We start from the raw sequence: 18,867 nt of genomic DNA, 5'->3' as shown, positions 1-18,867 counted from the left end.
AGCGCCGCTCTGCGTCGCGACTGGCGTCGCAGGCGCCACGGCGGCGGCCGCTGCGCTTCCGACAGCGTTCTACTCAAGCCAGATCGCATCCCAATACGGATACTGCCCGATATCGTCCACTAACCCGGCCCGCAACGGGTTGGCGACGATATAACGGGCAACGGCTCGTATGTCCTCATCCGATCGCAGCACCCGGTCATGATAACCGGCGTCCCACACCCGAAGCCCAACTGCCATCGAAACGTGAGCCTTGTACAGCCTCGCGGCATGGGCCAGGTCACCCTTGAGCTGAAGCAGCCAATGCACATGATCCGGCATGACCACGAACGATTGTGTCTCGCACTGTGCATCGAGTGACGGAAGGGAGAAAGTCCGACAAGCCTGGCAGGCAGAGCGAAAATCATCAAAGAAAGGATATCGGCGACGCGTCACGAGCGTGATGTGATAATAGTGGCCAGGAATGGAACGGCGGCCTGCTCTGAGCGCGCGCATACCGGGCTTTGCCATTATGAAAACTCTTGTTGGCGACCATCATTTAGCTTATTCGATTGGGCTAATGTGTTGGTAAGCCATTTCCCATAATGTCTGTAGGCCGAAGCCAGTAAAGTCTGTCATGAAAGTGCTACTGCAACGCAGGCAACCCCGCGGTCGTGCGATAAATCGTCCTCCTGCAGGATAGGGCAGCGGCGTTTTTCTATCTTGATACTACTCCACCACCACGATCGGCAAGGGTACTCGGTTGAGCAGTTCGGGGTCCTCTTCCAGCAGTTGAGCGAGTTCCGGGCGGTGCAGCAGCAACCCGCCGGTTTTGGCGTGAGCAAGCCGTTGCTCCAGTTCCCGGGCATGACGAATCGGCAGGGCGGCGATGCCATCGAACAACCCCGCGAGCCAGTCGGGTACGGCACGGGTATCGATGGGCGCCTGGCGTTGGGTGAGCAGCCGCAGCGGGCCACGCTGGAAGGGGTGATGTTCGTCCCATACCAGTACCGTGCAGGTTGCCTCGAGGAGCATGCGGCGGCTGGTGGAGCCTAGCCGAGTTCCCCAGCGTTCGGTAGTGCCCGCCTTGCCCAGGACCAGCACGTCGCCGGGGCCTGCCTTGGCCAGTGCTTCGGTGGCGACCATGCCACGGCTCACTTCCAGCCGGTGGCGCAGGTCGTGGCCGGCCACGGCGGCATCCAGCGCCTGGTGCACCCGCTGCAGCTGGTGCGCGATGCTGGCCTCCAGGGATTCCGTCGATAGCGGCCGTGTCACTCCCGACTGGGCGCCGATTTCGCAGGAGAAGGGAAAGGCAGCACAAGTGAGCAGCTCGAGGTCTTCCACGTAGAGCGCCACCAGTTCCGCGTGTCGGCTGCTGGCCAGGTTCACGGCGGCCGCCAGCGCCGCCAGGCTGTGGCGCGACGCGTCCAGCAGCGCCAGCACCCGGACGACCTCGAGCGCTGACGCCTCGCCACGAGTCGGAAGGCTTTCGTCAACCATTGTCGTGATCCTCATCCGGTTGGCCGGCATCGTCACCGCCCTTGCCGTTCTTGCCGTTACCCTCCTTGTCATCACCCCGGGATTTCTTCACCGCTTTCTGGAAGGCGGCCAGGCGTTCGACCACCAGAGCGTTGATGCTGCCTTCCGGATAGTGCCCCTCATCGTCCAGCTCGCCAGGCGTCATGCCGGTCAGCAGCGCCAGGGCCTCGTCCAGGTGATGAATCGCATAGATCTGGAAGTTGCCGGCGGCCACGGCCTCGCGCACCTCGGCCTTGAGCATCAGGTGAGGCACGTTGGTGGCAGGCAGCAATACACCGTTGCGGGTCACGTCACCGCGTTCGCGGCACACATCGAAGAACCCTTCGATCTTTTCGTTCACCCCGCCAACGGCCTGCACGTTCCCGTGCTGGTCGATGGAACCGGTCACCGCCAGGCTCTGGTCGATACCGACCCGGGTGATGGCGGAGATCAGAGCGCAAGCCTCGGCGACCGAGGCGCTGTCTCCCTCGATACCGCCATAGGATTGCTCGAACGCCAGGCTGGCCGAGAGTGACAGGGGCGTATCCGGCGCGTAGCGGCTGGCCAGGCAGCGCGACAGGATCATCACCGCCTTGGAATGGATGCGCCCGCCAAGGCGTGCCTCGCGCTCGATATCCACCACCTGGCCGGGGCCGGGCCGGGCGGTGGCGGTGATACGGCTGGGCTGGCCGAAAGCGTAACTGCCCAGGCTGAGTACCGAAAGCCCATTGACCTGGGCGATCCGGAACCCCTCGGTCTGAATGGCCATCGTGCCGCGGGTGATCATTTCGTGGCTGCGCTCCCGCAGGCGGCTGGCACGCCATAGCTGTTGCGTGACCGCCTTCTCCACATGGGAGCGGGAGATCACCTTGGCCGCCTCCCGATCGGCCCAGTGGTCGGCCTCTTGCAGCAGGTCGCTCAAGTCGCGATGCCGGGCGGTCAGCTTGCTCTGATCATCGGCAAGGCGGCTGGCCCGTTCGATCACCGCGGCGACTCCACTGCGGTCCAGCGGCCTCAGGGCCGACTCCCGGGCCAGGGTGGCCACCATGCGAGCGAACAGCGGCTGGTTGCCATCGTTGCGCACCAGCTCATCTTCCAGGTCGGCCTGCACCTTGAACAGCTCCAGGAAGTCGGGGTCGTGTTCGCAGAGCAGATAGTAGAACAGGCGCTCGCCGAGCAGCACGACCTTCAAATCCAGCGGAACCGGCTCCGGTTCCAGGGTCGTGGTGCTGATCAGCCCATAGGCCTGCTCCAGCGATTCCGTGCGGATCTCACCGGCGCGCAGCACGCGTTTCAGGGTTTCCCAGGCGCCGGGCTGCATCAGCAGGGCGCGTACGTCGACGACAAGGTAGCCGCCGTTTGCCCGATGCAGGCCACCGGCACGAATCAACGAAAAGTCGGTGAGCAGAGTGCCGTTGTGGACGTGATGCTCGATACGCCCCACCAGATGCTGGTGAGACGGCAGGTCCAGATAGACGACCGGCGCGCCCTCGCAGCCCGTGTTGTCCACGATCAGGTTCAGGTGGAAACGGCTGAACACCGCCTCGGGAGAAATGTCCGGCTCATCGTCGATGAACGAGTCCACGCGCAGCACGATGGCGTCGCGAAGCGCCTGAATGTGGTTCAGCACCCCTTCATGATCGGCATAGCGCTCCTCCAGTTCGGCCAGCGGGGCGCCAATCGCCGACTGCAGCATCTCCTCGTTCAGGCCACTGATCTGTTCACGCAGGGATTTGGCCAGGCGAGGCATCTGGCGAATGGCATGCGTCAATTTTTTCTGCAGCACATGCACCGTGCCCTCGATGCGCTCCCGTTCATCCTGGGAGAGAGCCTCGAACGCTTCCGGCGACATCATCTTCTCGTCGCTGGTGGCCGGTGCAAAGGTGAAGCCGTTAGGGGTCGAGAGCAGCAGGATGTCGTGCTCGCGGGCTTCGCGCCGTACCGACTCAATGGCATCCCGCTGACGCTCGCCCATGGCCTGCTTCAGTTCATGCAACCGATTCTGGTACTCGTCCCCTTCGAAAACCGCGGGAATGGCCGTGCTCAACTCCTCCACCAACTGCTCGATGTCGGCACGAAGCACGCGGCCCATGCCGGTGGGTAGCAGCAGGTTCAGCGGGCGTGACGGGTCATCGAAGTTGTAGCAATAGGCCACGTCTGGTGGGGTTGGCTCATCGCTGGAACGCTCGGCCAGGAAACGACCCACCATTTGGTGCTTGCCATGTCCGGGATGGCCCAGCACGTAGAGGTTGAATCCATCGCTGCGCATCGTGGTACCGAAGTCCAGTGCTTCACGAGCCCGCTGATGGCCGCTGAGCAGGTCCAGCGAAGCCAGCTCGCTACTTACCTCGAAATCGAACACCTCTTCCGGGCAGGCTCGATACACCTGTGTCACATCCAGGGGTTTCAACGGTGTGGTCTCCCTTTCCCTTGCGTGTGTCGTGCGGTTTTTTCCAGTATGGCGGAGTCGGGCGGGTGCTGCATGATGCAGGTCAAAAGTGGCAATTCAATAAATGAAGGTGCTATGGCCACCCTGTCGGAGCGCCCGGTTCGACGCCTCGACTTTGCGTTGTGACCGGCGGCGTCAGGCGCCTTGGCGGAGGCCGCCGTCGTGGCGATGGCTGCCTGCCTGGACAGCCCCCGGTGGCAGGCATTGGCTGCGAGCTCCCGGTTCGAGATGGGGTCGGAGTATCGGCTCCATGCCCTTGAGCACCTGGACCGGTAGCGCCGAGGTGAAGCGGAAGCTATCCGACTCGCTGCCCGCCACATAGGCGGTGAGGGTGCCGAAGTGATCCTCGCCTAGATAGAAGACGAAGGTCGCTGTGCGGTTGCGTGCCTGGGAGCTGATCACTTGGCCGCCGCGATTGACGGTTTCGATTCGATTGTTGCCGGTGCCGGTCTTGCCACCCATGATCAGGGGAGTCCCATCTTCCAGGGTGAAGCTACCCTGTAGCCGTCGAGCGGTACCACCATCCACGACGGCGGACAGGGTATCGCGCAGCACGGTTGCTACCTCAGGCGCCATGACTTGCCGGGCATGACGGTCGGAAGGCAGGAAGTGAGTCTCGTAGGGGGTGTCGGAGGCGAAGTGCAGGGCGTCGATGCGCAGGGTCGGCAGGTAGACCCCGTCATTCAGGATGATCCCCATCAGTTCGGCCAGCGCCGCCGGCCGGTCGCCGGAGGAGCCCACCGCCGTGGCAAGCGAAGGTACCAGGTGCTCGAAGGGATACCCCAGCCGTTGCCAGCGTTGATGGATATCCAGAAAGGCCTCGACTTCAAGCATGGTGCGAATACGCACGTCACGGGCACTGCGGTGCCGTGTCCTGAAAAGCCAGCCATACACGTCCTGGCGTTCCTGCTGGCTGGCTGCGGCGACATCGAAGAAGCTGGCGTCCGGGTGATCCAGCAGATAACCGAGCAGCCAGAGTTCCAGGGGATGGACCTTGGCGATATAACCCTGATCGGACAGGGAGTGATTGGCCGGCGCATGGCTCTCGTAAAGTTCGTCGAGACGACGCTCGCTCGGCATGTCTTCCGGGAGCCGTTGGGTCAGAAAGGCGGCAAAGGTATCCCGGTCCGCCTCTGGAAAGAGGTAGCGATGCACGGCTGCAAGGCGAGAGGCGGTAACGTTCAGGCCGCCCAGGAAAGTGTCGAGGCGTTCGTTGGTATCCAGGTCACGGTACTTGCGCCAGAAACGCTGGAGGAAGACGCGGCCTTCTCGATCGGCGAAGCGTTGCAGGTATTCCAGGCGACGGGGGTCCCTGTCGTCCTCCAGCAGTTGGCTGCGATGCTCGTTATGGTGGGTGCTGTAGCGTACCAGATCGCGTAGCAGGCGCACGAAGGGCAGGTTGAGGGACTCTCGCATGGCTTCGTTGAGCGTTGGGTTACGATGATTGTCCTCACGCCGGAAATTACTGAAGGTATGACGGCCGCCACCGGTAAAATAGGCTTCGTTGGGGCTGGCTGAATAGCGGCGCTCCATGGCGGCCTCCAGGATCTCCCGAAGGGCGAGACCAGGCTGTCGGATCAGGCTGTCCAGCACCCAGCGGCTCAGGATGTCCTGCTGGTCCACCTCTACCTGGCGCAAGGTTTCCGTCGTTTCACCGGCGTACCGCTGGTGCAGTTCGGCGATGACTTCCAGATACGTCGCCAGAACGCGCAGCTTGGCGGTGGAGCCGAGCTCCAGCTTGCTGCCTTCATTGATATCGAAAGGCTGGCCCGTATTATCGGTCTGAACCCGGACCCGGAAAGCCTCATCGCCACGCTCGTAAAGGGTAAAGCTATAGCGTACCTCCCGGGTCTTTTCCGGCGAGAGCAGCCGGTCACCGAAGAGCCCTGTCTCGTTGGCGAAATCGGGGTCGGCCAAGCGATACAGGTAGTCGGTCACTTGATCCTGCAAGCTCCCATGCAGGGTGGTTCTGGCCCTGAGGTCGAGCCGATCCAGGTCATAAAAAGACAGGCCGAGCAGGCTGCCTAGTCGTCCGCGCGCGGTCTGCAGCCCCTTGTCTGGTTCGACTCTCAACCGAGCCGGGTCCTGGCTGAAGTTGCGAAATTCCAATCGCTGGACGAGAGCGGCATCGCGTAACGCTGCATCGATGATATTGTCATCGGCCAGCAGTCTCAGGTAGCTGTTCGTCAACTGTTCCAGTGCCTGCCGGCCGCCATTGAGATACCAGGAGGGGCGGCGCTGGGCAATCATCAGCGCCACCACCTGGCGCAGAGCCAGGCCCTGGGCATCGAGATCGTCAGCCGAACTGTGGCTAGGCACCAGTTGCTGATTGAGGTGGTCGAAATCGGCTCCGAACCATACCCATATCCCGTCTCCGATTCCGTGTACTTCGCCATAGCCCGGTGCCGCGGCAAGTGGTACCGAATTGAGGTAATCCAAGGCCACATCCTGGCGTGTGGAAAGCGTCTGGCGTCCCTGCTGGTAGCTGCGCACACTGGCCGAGACCATCTGACGAAGCTTCTCCATCGGCGACCCCGTCAGGCCACTCGGTGAGTGGCGGTATTTCTCGAGCTGGGTGGCCAGTGTGCTGCCGCCTGACGCCTGGCCAGAGACATCCAGTGCGCGGCCCACCTGGGATACCGCCGCCATGGTGAAGCGTGGCCAGTCCACCGCCGGGTTGGCATAAGGCGTACTGGCGTCGAGCAGATGACGGTTCTCGATGAAAAGCAGCACCTGCAGCATCAGCGGTGGAATGGCGTCAAAGTGGGGATAGTGACGCTGCGGGTGGCGAAACTCGTACAGCGTTTCGCCACGGCATTCCTGAAGAGTCAGGCCTGCCCGGGTCTTTTCCTGATAAGGGGGAAAGAATCCTCGGTTCGTGTAGTCGAGCAGAGGCCGTGAAAAGCGGGCCTGTCGTTCTATGTCATAGCCACTGGCAAGCAGGCGATTCTGAATGTTGGGTAGCCGGGTATAGCCCAGGCGCTGGTCAAAAGGTCCATGGCGCGGGAACAGGATATTGTCGCTTTGACCTGGAGCAAGAGTATAGCGCAGGGTACTCGCATAGCGCGAAAGCTCCTGGGCCTGGAAGTGGGAGGTTCGAGCTTCGGCAACCAGCAGGGTGGCAAGAGTGATGCCCAATAGAGCCAACAGCACCAGCAGGATGACGTGCAGCCGCCGGTGTGGTGTTTCCACCGGCGGTGCCGGTTCGAGCGAGGGTTCTTCCACGAACAGGGAAGCCTTCTCGCCCAACTGCCTCCTCTCGAGCCATGATGCGGAGGAACGGTTCCGGCGTGATGAACTACCATGCGTTCCCATGCGCCCCCTCCCCGCTAAACGTCTCGACTGTCCTTATTGTTGTAGCGTAGTTCGGGCCGGGCATACGTAGAATTAGCGTAAAACGTTTATTCGCTAAGCTCCCTATAAACGCCGAAGTGGGTCAGGCCGCGGTCATGAAGATGCAGAGCCTGCATCCGGCTCATCATCCCCTGGTTGCAATAAAGCAGGTAACGGCGATCGTCAGGCAGCGTTCCGGCCGTGGCCTGCAGATCATAGAAAGGGATCAGCAGGCATTCGGTTTCCGGCAGCGTCAAGGGAGCCGACTCACGCTCGACAGGGGGGCGAATGTCGATGACGCTGACGGCGGATTCTTCAGCCAAGGCCTGAACCCCTTTGATGACATGAAGCTCCGGTTCCCGGCGCGGAAGATGTTCCATCAACCGGTCGGAGCGGATGATGGTGGAGTTCTCGATGGCGATGTCAAGCGAGGCGAAGTCGAAGGCTTCCTCGGCAGCCAATACTTTCGAACGCTGGGCCTGGGTATTGGGACGTTGCGAAATGGCACCGCAAACCTCCGGCATGACCTCGGCGAAGCGGGCTGTCCCTATCTGCCTGGCCATATTGATGATGTCCTGCTTGTCCTCGGCAATCAGCGGCCGGAGAATGGGCAGGTCGCTGACGCTGTCGATCAAGGCCAGGTTGGTCAGGCTCTGGCTGGAAACCTGGGCGATGGCGTCACCGGTGACCAGCATGGGAATACGGGACCGGTCGGCAATGCGGCTGGCTGCCCTTACCATCATGCGTTTCAGCACGACCCCGATGAGGCCATCGGGAATGCTGCGCTGCATTTCGGCAACGACACCCGCGAACGGAACCGAGAAAAAATGCACGCGATGCGAGCTGCCGTAGGTTTCCCACAGGTGGTGGGCAACTTCGCGGACCGCCGCCTCATGGTCCACCCCGCCGAGATCGAAGAACATGAAGTGATTCTTGATTCCGCGACGCATCATTTTCCACGCGGCAACAGGCGAATCATAACCACCGGAAATGAGGGTGACCGACTGACCCTGCACGCCCAGGGGATACCCGCCCAGTCCCGGCCAGCGTTGGCGAACCAGCCGCAACCGGTCATCGGCCACGTCGACCCGTACCTCCACATCCGGACGTTTCAGGTTAACCCTGGCGCTGGGCACGGCATCGCGCAGTGCCTGGCCGAGATGGCGTTCCAGGTCTTCGGATGTGAAGTCATGGTGGCCGCGACGCTTGACGGTGACTCGAAAGCACCGGTCTTCGATGGCGTCTTGCCAGACCGGGAGCAGGTGCCGCGCCGTCTCGTCAAAGGAAAGGAAAGGAAGGTCCTCGACGGCCTGTACCTCGTGTATGCCGGGAGTCCGCGTCAGCCGGGCCACCAACTGATGAAGCCAATGTGGCGTCATGCCATCCGGCACCTTTACCGCCAAGGCATCCCAGCCGCCCCGTACCTGCACGTCTTCTCCCAGCGGGCGCAACACGTTGCGAACATTGCCGACCAGACATCGTGTCATCTGACGCCGGACGGAGCGTGACTTGATAGTGATTTCGGGAAATAGCTTCAGCAGGTAATACATGGTGGGGTACTTGTGAATTTTATGGAAAAACAAAGGGGTGAGGCTATGTCAGAATGCCGGTTGGGCGGCGCGAAACGGCCAGTGCCCAATCAGGGCCGGGCACTGGCCGCCAAATCAAGGACGTGTCAGTAGAGGGCTTGCTCTTCGCTCACGGCTTCCTTCAGCAGCTCCAGGAACAGCTTGTCGGCTTCGGAGTGATCCGCCGGGTCCTCGGGAATGTGAACGCTGGTCGTATCGGAAATCTCATTGGCAATACGCGCCACGACACTTTCCGCACTGTCTTCACTGCTGCCTTCACCATAGTGGCGGCGTGCGACCTCCAGCGATTGCTCGAGTATCTTCGGATCCTGAAGGAGCTTCTTGATAAAGCCACGCAGTTCATTGATGACGCGAGTCTTCTGAATTTCCGAGGCGGACATGGCGGTCTCCTTGTGATGAAGCCGTGTCGGTGATGGCGTGACGATAGCATGTTTGCCCTTGGCTTGGAGAGGCCGCCGAACGATGAGCAACCCGTTCCAGAACTGGGGCTGAGCTTTGTAAGCCGTGTCTCACGGACAGTAAGACAAGTCTCTTAGTCCTGCCGAATGAGGAAGCTATTGGATAAACGCTCAATTTCGGTTACGCTAGATTACAAATCATTAATCATCGGTACAAAGACTGCCTGCATCACGATCCATCGAGTGACGATGGCCAATCATGATGAGGCAGCATGCTGCCGAAGATGAGTGGTTTTCAAAAAGGGAATCGGGAAAGGATGCACCACCCGCATGGTCCGGGTGCGCCCCGCAATAACAACAACTTAAGCTAAAAACTACCCAGTGGACATCACCGTGGTAGACGGGCGTCCGCACTCATGAAAAGGGAACACCATGACTTCTGTAACAGACCTGTCCCGTGTCCAGCACTTCGCCAAGGCGATCGTGGTGGGCTCTTCCTTGACGCTGTTGCCAATCGCCGCCGCAGTCGCACAAAGCCTTCCCGCCGGCCTGGCGTCTCCCGGCTCCGCCGACCTTCAATCGGTGATCCAGCAGGCATTGATCAGCAACCCCGAAGTCCAGGCCGCCTGGAACGGTTTGAACGCCGCCGGCCATGATGTCGGTGTCGCCCGTGGTAATTACCTGCCGAGTCTCGATGTGGCCGCGGGTATCGGCCGTGAAGACACGGAAGGCGATGGACGCGGCAGTTACGATACGGATTTCGCCGAGTTGACGCTCAGCCAGATGATTTACGACGGCTTTGCGACGCGCAGCGAGGTGGAGCGCCTGGACCGTGCCAAGCTGGTGCGTTACTACGAGTTACTGGGTGCCAGCGAAAACGTTGCCCTGGAAGCCGCGCGCGCCTATCTCGATGTCAACCGCTACCGCGAACTCGTGCGGCTGGCCCAGGGCAACTATGCCGATCATCAGCGGGTCTACGACCAGGTCGAAGACCGGGTGAGCTCTGGCGCCGGGCGCGGGGTCGATCTTCAGCAGATCACCGGTCGCCTGGCACTGGCGGAATCCAACCTGATGACCGAAGCCTCCAATCTTCATGATGTCACGGCACGTTATCAGCGCATCGTGGGCAGCCTGCCCGCCGAGAACCTGGCGCCGGCGCCTCGTCTCGACGACCGCTTGCCCCCCTCGGTTGCCGAGGCCGTCAACATGGCATTCGAGGGCAACCCGGATTTCCACGCCGCCATCGAGAATATCGAGGCCTCGCGTGCCGAGCAGGCCGGCGCCAGGGCTGGTTTTCAGCCGCGCCTGGACCTTCGCGGTCGCACTGGCACCAATAATGAAAGTGGCATTGCCGGGCGCCGTGATCAGCACAGTATCGAACTGGTCGCCAGCATGAACCTGTACCGGGGCGGCAGCGACCTGGCCTCCTTCCGCGCCGCCAGTGATCGTGTCGAGCAGTCGATCAACCTGCGTGAAAAGGTTTGTACCGACATTCGCCAGACGACCCAGATCGCCTACAACGACACCCAGCGCCTGCGTGAGCAGATGCAATACCTGAACGAACATCGCCAGTCCATCGACAGGGTGAGGGGCGCCTACCAGCAGCAGTTCGACATTGGTGAACGCACCCTGCTCGACGTGCTGGACAGTGAAAACGAATACTTCGAAGCCAGCCGTGCCTACGTCAATGCCGAATACGATGCGGTCCTGGCGGATGCCCGCACCCTTGCCGCCATGGGCCAGTTCATGCAGGTGCTCGGCGTGGCGCGTGACGACATGCCCAGCCTGGCCGAAATGGGCAGCGACGGCGTGGCGCTCGACCCCAGTGTGATCTGCCCGGAGCAAGGTCCGGCCGGCTTTACCCTGGAGGATTTCACCGGCGGGATCAACGCTCCCGCCCCTACCCGGGCGCCAGACGTGACCCTTTCGGCGGATGCCCTGTTCGCGGTGGGCAGCGCCGAGCTGGGCGTCGCCTCCCGTCAGGAACTCGACGATTTGGCCGCGCAGATCCGCCAGCGGGACGACCTGGCCCGGGTCTTCATCGCGGGTCATGCCGACAGCACGGGTACCGATGCCATCAATGACCCGCTTTCCCAGCGCCGTGCGGATAGCGTTGCCGACTACCTGGCCAGCCAGGGCGTGCCGCGTGACCTGATCGAGACGCGCGGCTACGGCTCACACCGGCCAATCGCTGCCAACGATACGGCTCAGGGCCGCCAACAGAACCGGCGCGTGGAAGTGACGCTGGAAACCCGCCAGGAGAGCGCCGGTCACTTCTCGCTGCCGGAAGCCGAACCGAACGACGTCGTAGCGTTACCGCAGCCGGAAGCCGAACCTAACGACGTCGCGGTGTTCCTGCAGGTGGCTGCCCTGAGTCAGGAGGAATCGGCCGCCGGGCTGCGGGATGAACTGAGCAAGGTGCTGGATCGCCCTGCAACGCTTGCCAGCGGCGCTGGCCTTCATCGGGTTCGCCTGGGGCCGCTCGAGCCCCGCGAGCTGAGCGAACTGCAGAGCCGACTCGATCAGATGGGATATCACGATACCTATGTGGTGCGTGGCTAAGGAAGCATGATGCACCCAATGAGCCCGGTTTCGATCGGGCCATTGCCTGATGCCAAGCCGTATGCGATGTGCGGCTTCTATCGCTCCAGCCTTCGCAAGAGGTAGTCGTGACCCTTCAGGAAAATTTCGAACCGGCGCCGGATTCGGCTCGTTCCGCAGTGCGCGATGAGTTGCTCGCCTGCCTGGAAAGCATTGCGCTTGCCCACGATCACGGCGTCACTGCCGAATCATTGACGGCGGGACTTCCTCTCGAGGAAGGCAAGCTGACCCCCGGCATCTTTTCGCGTGCGGCCGCCCGGGCAGGCATGACGGCCCGAATCGTGAAAAGTCGCTTGGTACAGCTCAACCCCGCCCTGTTCCCGGTCGTCCTGCTTCTTGAGCCGGGGCGTGCCTGCGTGCTTGTCGCGCTGGACATGAAATCACGGCAAGCCCGAGTCATCTTCCCCGAGCTGGGGGAGGCGGTAACCGACGTCAGTCTCGACGGGCTGCAGAGTAGCTACAGTGGCCAGGCCATCTACGTGCGCCCGCGCTTTCACTTCGACGAGCGCGGCCCCGAGGTCAAGAAGCAGCGTGCACGGCACTGGTTCTGGGGTGTGATTCGTGAGAATCGCAAGCTGTATCGCGATGTCATCATCGGATCGGTGGTCATCAACCTCTTCGCGGTGGCCATGCCCCTGTTCGTGCTCAACGTCTATGACCGGGTCGTGCCCAATCAAGCGACAGAAACATTGTGGGTGCTCGCCGCCGGCATCTTCATCGTGCTCTGTTTCGATCTCGTGCTGCGGCTGATGCGCAACGCCTTCGTCGACCTGGCCGCCAGCAGGGCCGACGTGAAACTCTCGTCCTCCATCATGGCCAGGGTGCTGGGCCTGCGTATGGAGGCGAGGCCGGCTTCCACGGGCTCTTTCTCCGCGACGCTGCAATCCTTTGAATCGGTCCGCGCCTTCATCGGTTCGGCCACGGTGGTGTCACTGGTCGATCTGCCCTTCGTGCTGCTGTTCGCCGGTATCATCGCGCTGATCGGCCCGCCGCTGGTGCTTCCCGTGCTGGCGGGGATCGTGTTCGTCCTGCTCTATGCGATGGCGGCCCAGGGCAAGTTGCACGAACTCTCCGAGACCACCTGGCGCATTGGCGCCCAGCGCAATGCAACGCTGGTGGAATCGATTTCCCATCTGGAAACCGTCAAGACCCTGCGCGCCGAAAGCCGTCTCCAGGGCTCCTGGGAGAAGGCGAGTGCCTTCCTGTCGCGCACGGCAGCCCAGCTGCGACTGGTGAGTTCATCGGTGACCAGTGTGGCGCAATGGGCGCAGCATAGCGTTGCGGTCACCATCATCATCACGGGTGTTTACCTCATCATCGATGGCCAGTTGACCCAGGGTGGGTTGATCGCGGCCTACATGTTGTCGTCCCGCGCCATGGCGCCGGTAAGCCAGGCGGCCGCACTGCTGGCACAGTATCACCAGTCCTCGACGGCACTGCAGTCGCTCAATGCGGTCATGGAACGACCGGTGGAACGTCCCGAGGGCAAGCAGTTCATCGATCGCCCCGTCATTCGTGGTGAAATCCGCTTCGACAAGGTATCGCTGCGTTACCCGGAGGAAGAACGCGACGCGCTTCGCGATATCTCCCTGAAGATCGAACCGGGCGAGAAAGTGGCACTACTTGGGCGGATCGGCTGCGGCAAATCGACCCTCAACAAGCTGATGCTGGGCCTCTACCAGCCAACGGCGGGAGCCGTGCTGGTCGATGGGGTGGATATCCGCCAGTTCGACCCTATCCAGCTGCGGCGCCATATCGGCTATGTGCCCCAGGACGTCAGCCTGTTCTTTGGCTCGCTGCGCGACAACGTCGTGGCGGGTGGCGGCAGCGATGGAGTGGATGACGAGGCGCTGTTGCGAGCCATCGAGCTGGCGGGGCTGCGTGGGCTGGTCAACGCGCATCCCCATGGTGTCGACCTGCCAGTGGGGGAGCGGGGTCAATCGCTGTCCGGTGGCCAGCGCCAGGCCGTGGCCATTGCCAGGGCCCTGGTCCACGACCCCCAGATACTGCTTCTGGACGAGCCGAGCAGCGCGATGGATCACGCCAGCGAAGAAGCCTTCAAGGCCAACCTTCAGGCCTATGCCCACGGCAAGACCATGATCGTCGTCACCCACCGTACCTCCCTGCTCACGCTGGTCGATCGCATCATCGTCATCGATGCCGGCAAGGTGGTTGCCGATGGCCCCCGCGACAAGGTGGTGGAGGCCTTGCGCAGGGGTCAGATCGGGAGGGCCGGCTAATGGCGAAGCAGAAAGGCAGGACTGCCGAGCAGCACGGTTTCGAGGCGATCGGACGCTTCTCCGAGGTGGGAGGAAAGCCGTTTCGGCCCTTCATCGACCGGCTGTTTGCCCGTCGTGTCACGTCGGCGCATCTCAATCGCGACTGGGCCAGCGATGCGGACTGGGCGCGCATGCAGCAGGATCCGATTCGGGCACGCGCCTTCCTCTACACCTTCGCGCTCTCGGTGCTGGCACTGATCACCTGGTCGTACTTCGCTTCCATCGACGAAGTGACGCGTGGCACCGGGCGTGTCATCCCTTCCAGCCAGCTACAGAAGGTCCAGTCCTTCGATGGCGGGGTGGTTCAGGAAATCCTGGTGCGCGAGGGTCAACTGGTCGAAGCGGGGCAGGTGCTGATGCGCATCGATCCCACGCGCTTCATTGCCAATTTCCGGGAGAACCGCGCCCAGGCCCTGACGCTCAAGGCAAGGGCGGAACGCCTTCGCGCGCTGATCTCGGATACCCCTTTCAACCCGGATGACGATCTTCGTATCGAGGCGCCGCACATCGTGGCCCAAGAGCGCGAAGTCTACGAGAGCCGGCGAGAAGAGCTGCGTGAGCAGGAAAGCATCCTCGGCGATCGCATTCGTCAGCGGGAGGAAGAGCTCAACGAAGCGATAGCGCGGCGGGACACGGCCCAGCGTGAAGCGAACATGGCCAGCCAGGAGCTGAACCTGACGCGGCCCCTGCTGCAGTCCGGCGCTGTTTCGGAAGTTGACATCCTGCGGCTCGAGCGGGAGGTTTCGCGGGCTACCGGCGAGCGTAATCAGGCGGCGGCAGCCGTGGCCCGGCTTGAAGCGGCTGTGGAGGAGTCACGCACACAGCTTCGGGAGGTGGGCATCGAGCGGCGCAGTGACTGGCGCAATGACCTGGCGCAGACGCTGGGCGACCTCAACGCACTGGATGAGTCCAGTGCCGGCCTGGAAGACAGGGTACGCCTGGCCGAGGTGCGCTCACCGGTGGGGGGCGTGGTGCAGCGCCTGGCGATCAATACCATCGGGGGTGTGGCGCAGCCAGGCCAGGAAGTGGTGGATATCGTGCCGAGCGATGACCAACTCCTGGTCGAGGCGCGTATCGCACCACAGGACATCGCCTTTCTGCGCCCCGGGCAGTCGGCCACCATCAAGCTGACGGCCTATGACTATGCCATTTACGGTGGCCTGGAAGCGGAGCTGGATCACATCAGCGCCGACACCATCACGGATGATGAAGGCAATACCTACTACCTGGTGCGTGTGCGTACCGTCGAGGGCGAGGAAGTCGATAGCGATCTCTCGGTCATTCCGGGTATGACCGCCCAGGTCGATATCATGACCGGCAAACGCACCGTGATGCAGTTTCTGCTCAAGCCCGTGCTGCGGGCCTGGAGCGATTCGATGGGGGAACGCTGATGGCACATTTCTTCGTTTGTCACGGGCACGACGAGATCCCGCGCTGGCGCATGGCTTTCCCCGACTCCCACTGCTTGGGAGCGGAGCAGGCCTTGGAGGGAATCGGCCGCGATGACCAGGCGTGGGTGATGAGCAATCTCCCCGACTGGGAAGCCCTGGTCCGTGAGTTGGCCGACCGGGGCACCGTGCTTGTCGTGTTGAGCTATGTTCCTAACATGCCGGAGGCCTCTCAGGCGCTGAATGCCGGCGCCCGCGGCTATACGCACGCCCTGTCTCCCGCAACCCTGATGCGGCAGGTCGAACTGGTGGTGACCAACCAGGGGATCTGGGTACTGCCGGAGCTGATGAGCCGGGTGGCAGGGGGCGCCTTCAAGGCGCTAGGGGGAAAGCCGCGTATCCAGGGAGACGGGATGGCGGTGCTGACCGAAAGAGAACGCGCGGTTGCACTGGCGGTGGCAGAGGGACAGACCAACAAGGAAGTCGCCCGGCAACTCGATATCACCGAGCGTACCGTCAAGGCTCACCTTGGCGCGGTATTTCGCAAACTGGACATTCGTGACCGCATGCAACTGGTCCTGCGCCTGTCACAGCGGGAAGTCGATATGGCCGATACCGATCGTTAGGTTGTTAACGCCAACTATCACTGTTGGAGCGCTGGTCCCCATCGCGACTGGCGCTGCCAGGCGCCTCGGCGGAGGCGCCATCGTAGCGATGAGTTGCCTGCCCAAGGGGTGAATTCCACACCCGATGGCGAAGAACCATTAATTTTACCGATCTTGAGGTTCAGAGAAAGGTGATCAGCCTGCACACCAGCGTCGACAATGACCTTAGGGAGCCTAATAGTCCAACGCTCACACCGGCGCCCTAGGCGGCCCTGTCAGGATAATGGTCGTTTTCTTTACGCATGCTGACCGCCCCTCCAGGAGACCCTGGAGGGGCGGTTTCGTGTAAAGAAATTGCGTAAAGTTTTTGTGTACAGAAATGGTAGGTTTTCTTACGCGGCATCTAGTACGCGCATTTCGACATGCAGCCCCGCTGCTACCACCATGTTCACCAGCGTATCGAGACTAAACAGGTGGATTTTGCCACGCATCAGATCGGACACCCTTGGTTGAGTGACGCCCAGCCGCTTAGCGGCTTCGCCCTGGGTCCAGCCCTGACGGTTAATGTGCTGCTCAAGGGCCATCATCAGACCGGAGCGAAGCTTCATGTTTTCCGCTTCGGCGGCAGTATCCTCAATGGCGTCCCACACGCTGTCGAATGTCTCATTACTCATCGTTTCACCTCGCTTAGCAAAGCACGGTATCTGGCTTCGGCCAGGTCGAGATCGGCCTTACTCGTCTTCTGAGTTTTCTTCTGGAAGCAGTGCAGGACATAGACAGCCTCAGCGAGCTTGGCCACATAGATCACCCGAAACGCCCCGTTAGCGTCTCTGATGCGAATTTCTCGCACGCCTTGACCAACGGTAGCCATTGGCTTCCAGTCTTTCGGCTCTAGCCCCCGTTGCACCTTGTCGAGCTGGTATCCCACTTCCTGTCGGACTGTTGCCGGGAAAGCTCGGAGATCGGCGAGGGCGCTACCTCGGAAATTTAGGGGCTTGTGTTCTGACATGCTGCAAGTATATAAAATTTTGTATGGCTTGCAATGTAGGCCCTAGCATCAGCTACAAGATGCGGCCATTCTGTAAAGAAAATCAAGGTTTTCTGTTCGATGAGGATGGCGATGCCGCCCTCAACTCCGTTGGAGAGGCTGAAGAGATCTGCTCGCGAATACGCCGAAACGTGAGGGATGGCCGGTATAGTAGGCCCGCTCGTCCGGCTGTGAGCGGCTGAGTCGGATCAGCAGATAATGCCCCTCCGACCCGATAGGCATCGTGCTACCTGTCCATCGGTCCAATACTTTTGTTCCTTCTCGTAACTTAATGTGACTGCATAGGCCAGCAATGGGTCCGGGCTACTGGTGTGTAGCACCGACTCGGCGAGGCACAGACAACTACTACCCATGCAGGGAGTCCACCACATGAGTATTGCAACCGTCGTTTCCATTACCGGTCAGGCCTGGGCGCGTGATGCCGATGGCAACATGCGTGAGCTTCGTGTCGGCGACACCCTGCTCGAGGGCGAATCGCTCGTCACGTCCGATAGCGGGCGTGTGGAACTCGACTTCGCCGACAACCTCGACCCCACCGTCATCGAGGGTGGCCAGGAAGTTGCGATGACGCTGGAGCTGGACGCCGACCAGCCCGTCGACATGGGCGAGTTCAGTGCGCTGGATGAAGACCTCGAAGCCCTGCTCGCCGCCATCGACGACGGTGACGGCGACCTGCTTGACGTACTCGACGCCACCGCTGCGGGCGCCGGCCCGGGTGGTGGCGCCGATGGCGGGCATAACTTCGTGCAGTTGGCCCGTATCGCAGAAGCGATAGACCCCTTGGCGTTCGAGTTCGGTGTGGGGCTGGCGAGTGAGCTGCCCGAGATCGGGGGTGGCGCTGGCATTGGCGGTGACACGGCTCCCATCATTCCCACCGTCGATGCCGACTTCAACCTCGTCTCCATCGATAACGTCCTTCAGGCCACCCTGACCGGTAACTCCACGAATGCCTCCACCATCACCGTGGTGCTGACCGGCGGCGGCCTCAACGAGACCTTCACCGTCACCCCCGAGAGCGACGGCACCTGGAGTGTCGATCTCTCCGATATCGAATTCGAGGATGGCGTCGAATACAGCGTCGACGTGACCGCCACCTCCCCCGATGGCAACACCGCCACGGCGGAAGACAGTGACAGCTACACGCTGCCGACGGTAGAGATCACCGAGTTCGATGTCAGCTCTGCGAACAACGAAGTCAGCAGCGAGCTGACCGGCAGCGCCGAGAACGCCAGCAGCGTCACCATCACCATCACCGGCCCCGATGGCCTGACGATCACCGAGACCGTTACGGTGGGCGAGGACGGCAGTTGGAGTCTCGACCTGGGTAGCGAGCTGCCGGAAGGCGAGTACAGCGTCGAAGCGGTGGCAGGCGACGACAGCGGCAACACCAGCGACCCGGCGGGTGCCGAGAGCGGCTACACCTTGCCGACGGTGGAAATCGACAGCTTCGTGGTCGACTCCAACGACAACAGCGTCAGCAGTGAGCTGACCGGCAGCACCACCAACGCCAGCAGCGTCGACGTGGTGGTGACCGGTCCCAACGGCGAGGTGTTCTCCGGCAACGTGCCGGTGGATAGTGACGGTAACTGGTCGGTTGATCTGGGCAGCGACCTGCCCGAAGGCGAGTACGGCGTCGAGGTCATCGCCCGCGACGGCCAGAATAACACCACTGATCCGCTCACA

13 protein-coding genes are annotated in these 18,867 nt (G+C 61.9%); 5 read left to right on the top strand and 8 right to left on the bottom strand.

The window, feature by feature from the left end:
- Positions 1-69: 69 nt before the first annotated feature.
- The 6 genes from C1H69_RS19300 to C1H69_RS19275 form a co-directional block, all read right to left on the bottom strand.
- On the bottom strand, positions 70-507 hold the full coding sequence (locus tag C1H69_RS19300; RefSeq protein WP_102655023.1) for an REP-associated tyrosine transposase: 438 nt from the start codon (positions 505-507) through the stop codon (positions 70-72).
- Between the two features lie 198 nt (positions 508-705).
- Positions 706-1,476, bottom strand: a complete 771-nt coding sequence (locus C1H69_RS19295) for a universal stress protein (protein WP_165789541.1) — start codon at positions 1,474-1,476, stop codon at positions 706-708.
- Positions 1,469-3,904, bottom strand: a complete 2,436-nt coding sequence (locus C1H69_RS19290) for a Lon protease family protein (RefSeq protein WP_102655021.1) — start codon at positions 3,902-3,904, stop codon at positions 1,469-1,471. The genes C1H69_RS19295 and C1H69_RS19290 overlap by 8 nt, the downstream gene beginning before the upstream one ends.
- Before the next feature lie 174 nt (positions 3,905-4,078).
- Positions 4,079-7,192 (bottom strand): transglycosylase domain-containing protein, encoded by a 3,114-nt coding sequence (locus tag C1H69_RS19285; RefSeq protein ID WP_240610014.1) that lies wholly within the window; start codon positions 7,190-7,192, stop codon positions 4,079-4,081.
- 152 nt (positions 7,193-7,344) lie between these two features.
- The gene (gene thiI / locus C1H69_RS19280) at positions 7,345-8,826 is read right to left on the bottom strand and encodes a tRNA uracil 4-sulfurtransferase ThiI (protein ID WP_102655019.1); all 1,482 of its coding nucleotides are present in this window, start codon (positions 8,824-8,826) and stop codon (positions 7,345-7,347) included.
- A gap of 125 nt (positions 8,827-8,951) precedes the next feature.
- A complete protein-coding gene (locus C1H69_RS19275) occupies positions 8,952-9,245 on the bottom strand; it encodes a hypothetical protein (RefSeq protein ID WP_102655018.1) in 294 nt (97 codons plus the stop codon).
- A gap of 450 nt (positions 9,246-9,695) precedes the next feature.
- Between C1H69_RS19275 and C1H69_RS19270 the strand changes: the two genes are divergently transcribed.
- The 4 genes from C1H69_RS19270 to C1H69_RS19255 all read left to right on the top strand — a co-directional run bounded on the left by C1H69_RS19270 (position 9,696) and on the right by C1H69_RS19255 (position 16,157).
- The gene (locus C1H69_RS19270; RefSeq protein ID WP_102655017.1) at positions 9,696-11,825 is read left to right on the top strand and encodes a TolC family outer membrane protein; all 2,130 of its coding nucleotides are present in this window, start codon (positions 9,696-9,698) and stop codon (positions 11,823-11,825) included.
- Positions 11,826-11,932: 107 nt separating this feature from the next.
- Positions 11,933-14,104 carry a type I secretion system permease/ATPase gene (locus tag C1H69_RS19265; RefSeq protein WP_102655016.1) on the top strand — a complete coding sequence of 724 codons (2,172 nt, stop codon included), beginning with the start codon at positions 11,933-11,935 and terminating at the stop codon, positions 14,102-14,104.
- Positions 14,104-15,534, top strand: coding sequence for an HlyD family type I secretion periplasmic adaptor subunit (locus C1H69_RS19260; RefSeq protein WP_102655015.1), 1,431 nt, complete (start codon positions 14,104-14,106; stop codon positions 15,532-15,534). The genes C1H69_RS19265 and C1H69_RS19260 overlap by 1 nt, the downstream gene beginning before the upstream one ends.
- Positions 15,534-16,157, top strand: a complete 624-nt coding sequence (locus C1H69_RS19255; protein WP_102655014.1) for a response regulator transcription factor — start codon at positions 15,534-15,536, stop codon at positions 16,155-16,157. The genes C1H69_RS19260 and C1H69_RS19255 overlap by 1 nt, the downstream gene beginning before the upstream one ends.
- A gap of 371 nt (positions 16,158-16,528) precedes the next feature.
- Here the strand turns inward: C1H69_RS19255 and C1H69_RS19250 are convergent, their stop codons facing one another.
- Both C1H69_RS19250 and C1H69_RS19245 read right to left on the bottom strand, forming a co-directional pair.
- Positions 16,529-16,810, bottom strand: a complete 282-nt coding sequence (locus C1H69_RS19250; RefSeq protein WP_102655013.1) for a helix-turn-helix domain-containing protein — start codon at positions 16,808-16,810, stop codon at positions 16,529-16,531.
- Positions 16,807-17,145 carry a type II toxin-antitoxin system RelE/ParE family toxin gene (locus C1H69_RS19245; protein ID WP_102655012.1) on the bottom strand — a complete coding sequence of 113 codons (339 nt, stop codon included), beginning with the start codon at positions 17,143-17,145 and terminating at the stop codon, positions 16,807-16,809. The genes C1H69_RS19250 and C1H69_RS19245 overlap by 4 nt, the downstream gene beginning before the upstream one ends.
- 408 nt (positions 17,146-17,553) lie before the next feature.
- Between C1H69_RS19245 and C1H69_RS19240 the strand changes: the two genes are divergently transcribed.
- On the top strand, positions 17,554-18,867 hold a 1,314-nt coding region (locus tag C1H69_RS19240; RefSeq protein WP_102655011.1), incomplete at its 3' end, for a retention module-containing protein.

It is taken from the genome of Billgrantia endophytica (assembly GCF_002879615.1).
Classification (GTDB): Bacteria; Pseudomonadota; Gammaproteobacteria; order Pseudomonadales; family Halomonadaceae; genus Halomonas; species Halomonas endophytica.
The sequence above is the reverse complement of the archived record's forward strand: the minus strand, read 5'-3'. Positions and strand labels throughout refer to the sequence as shown.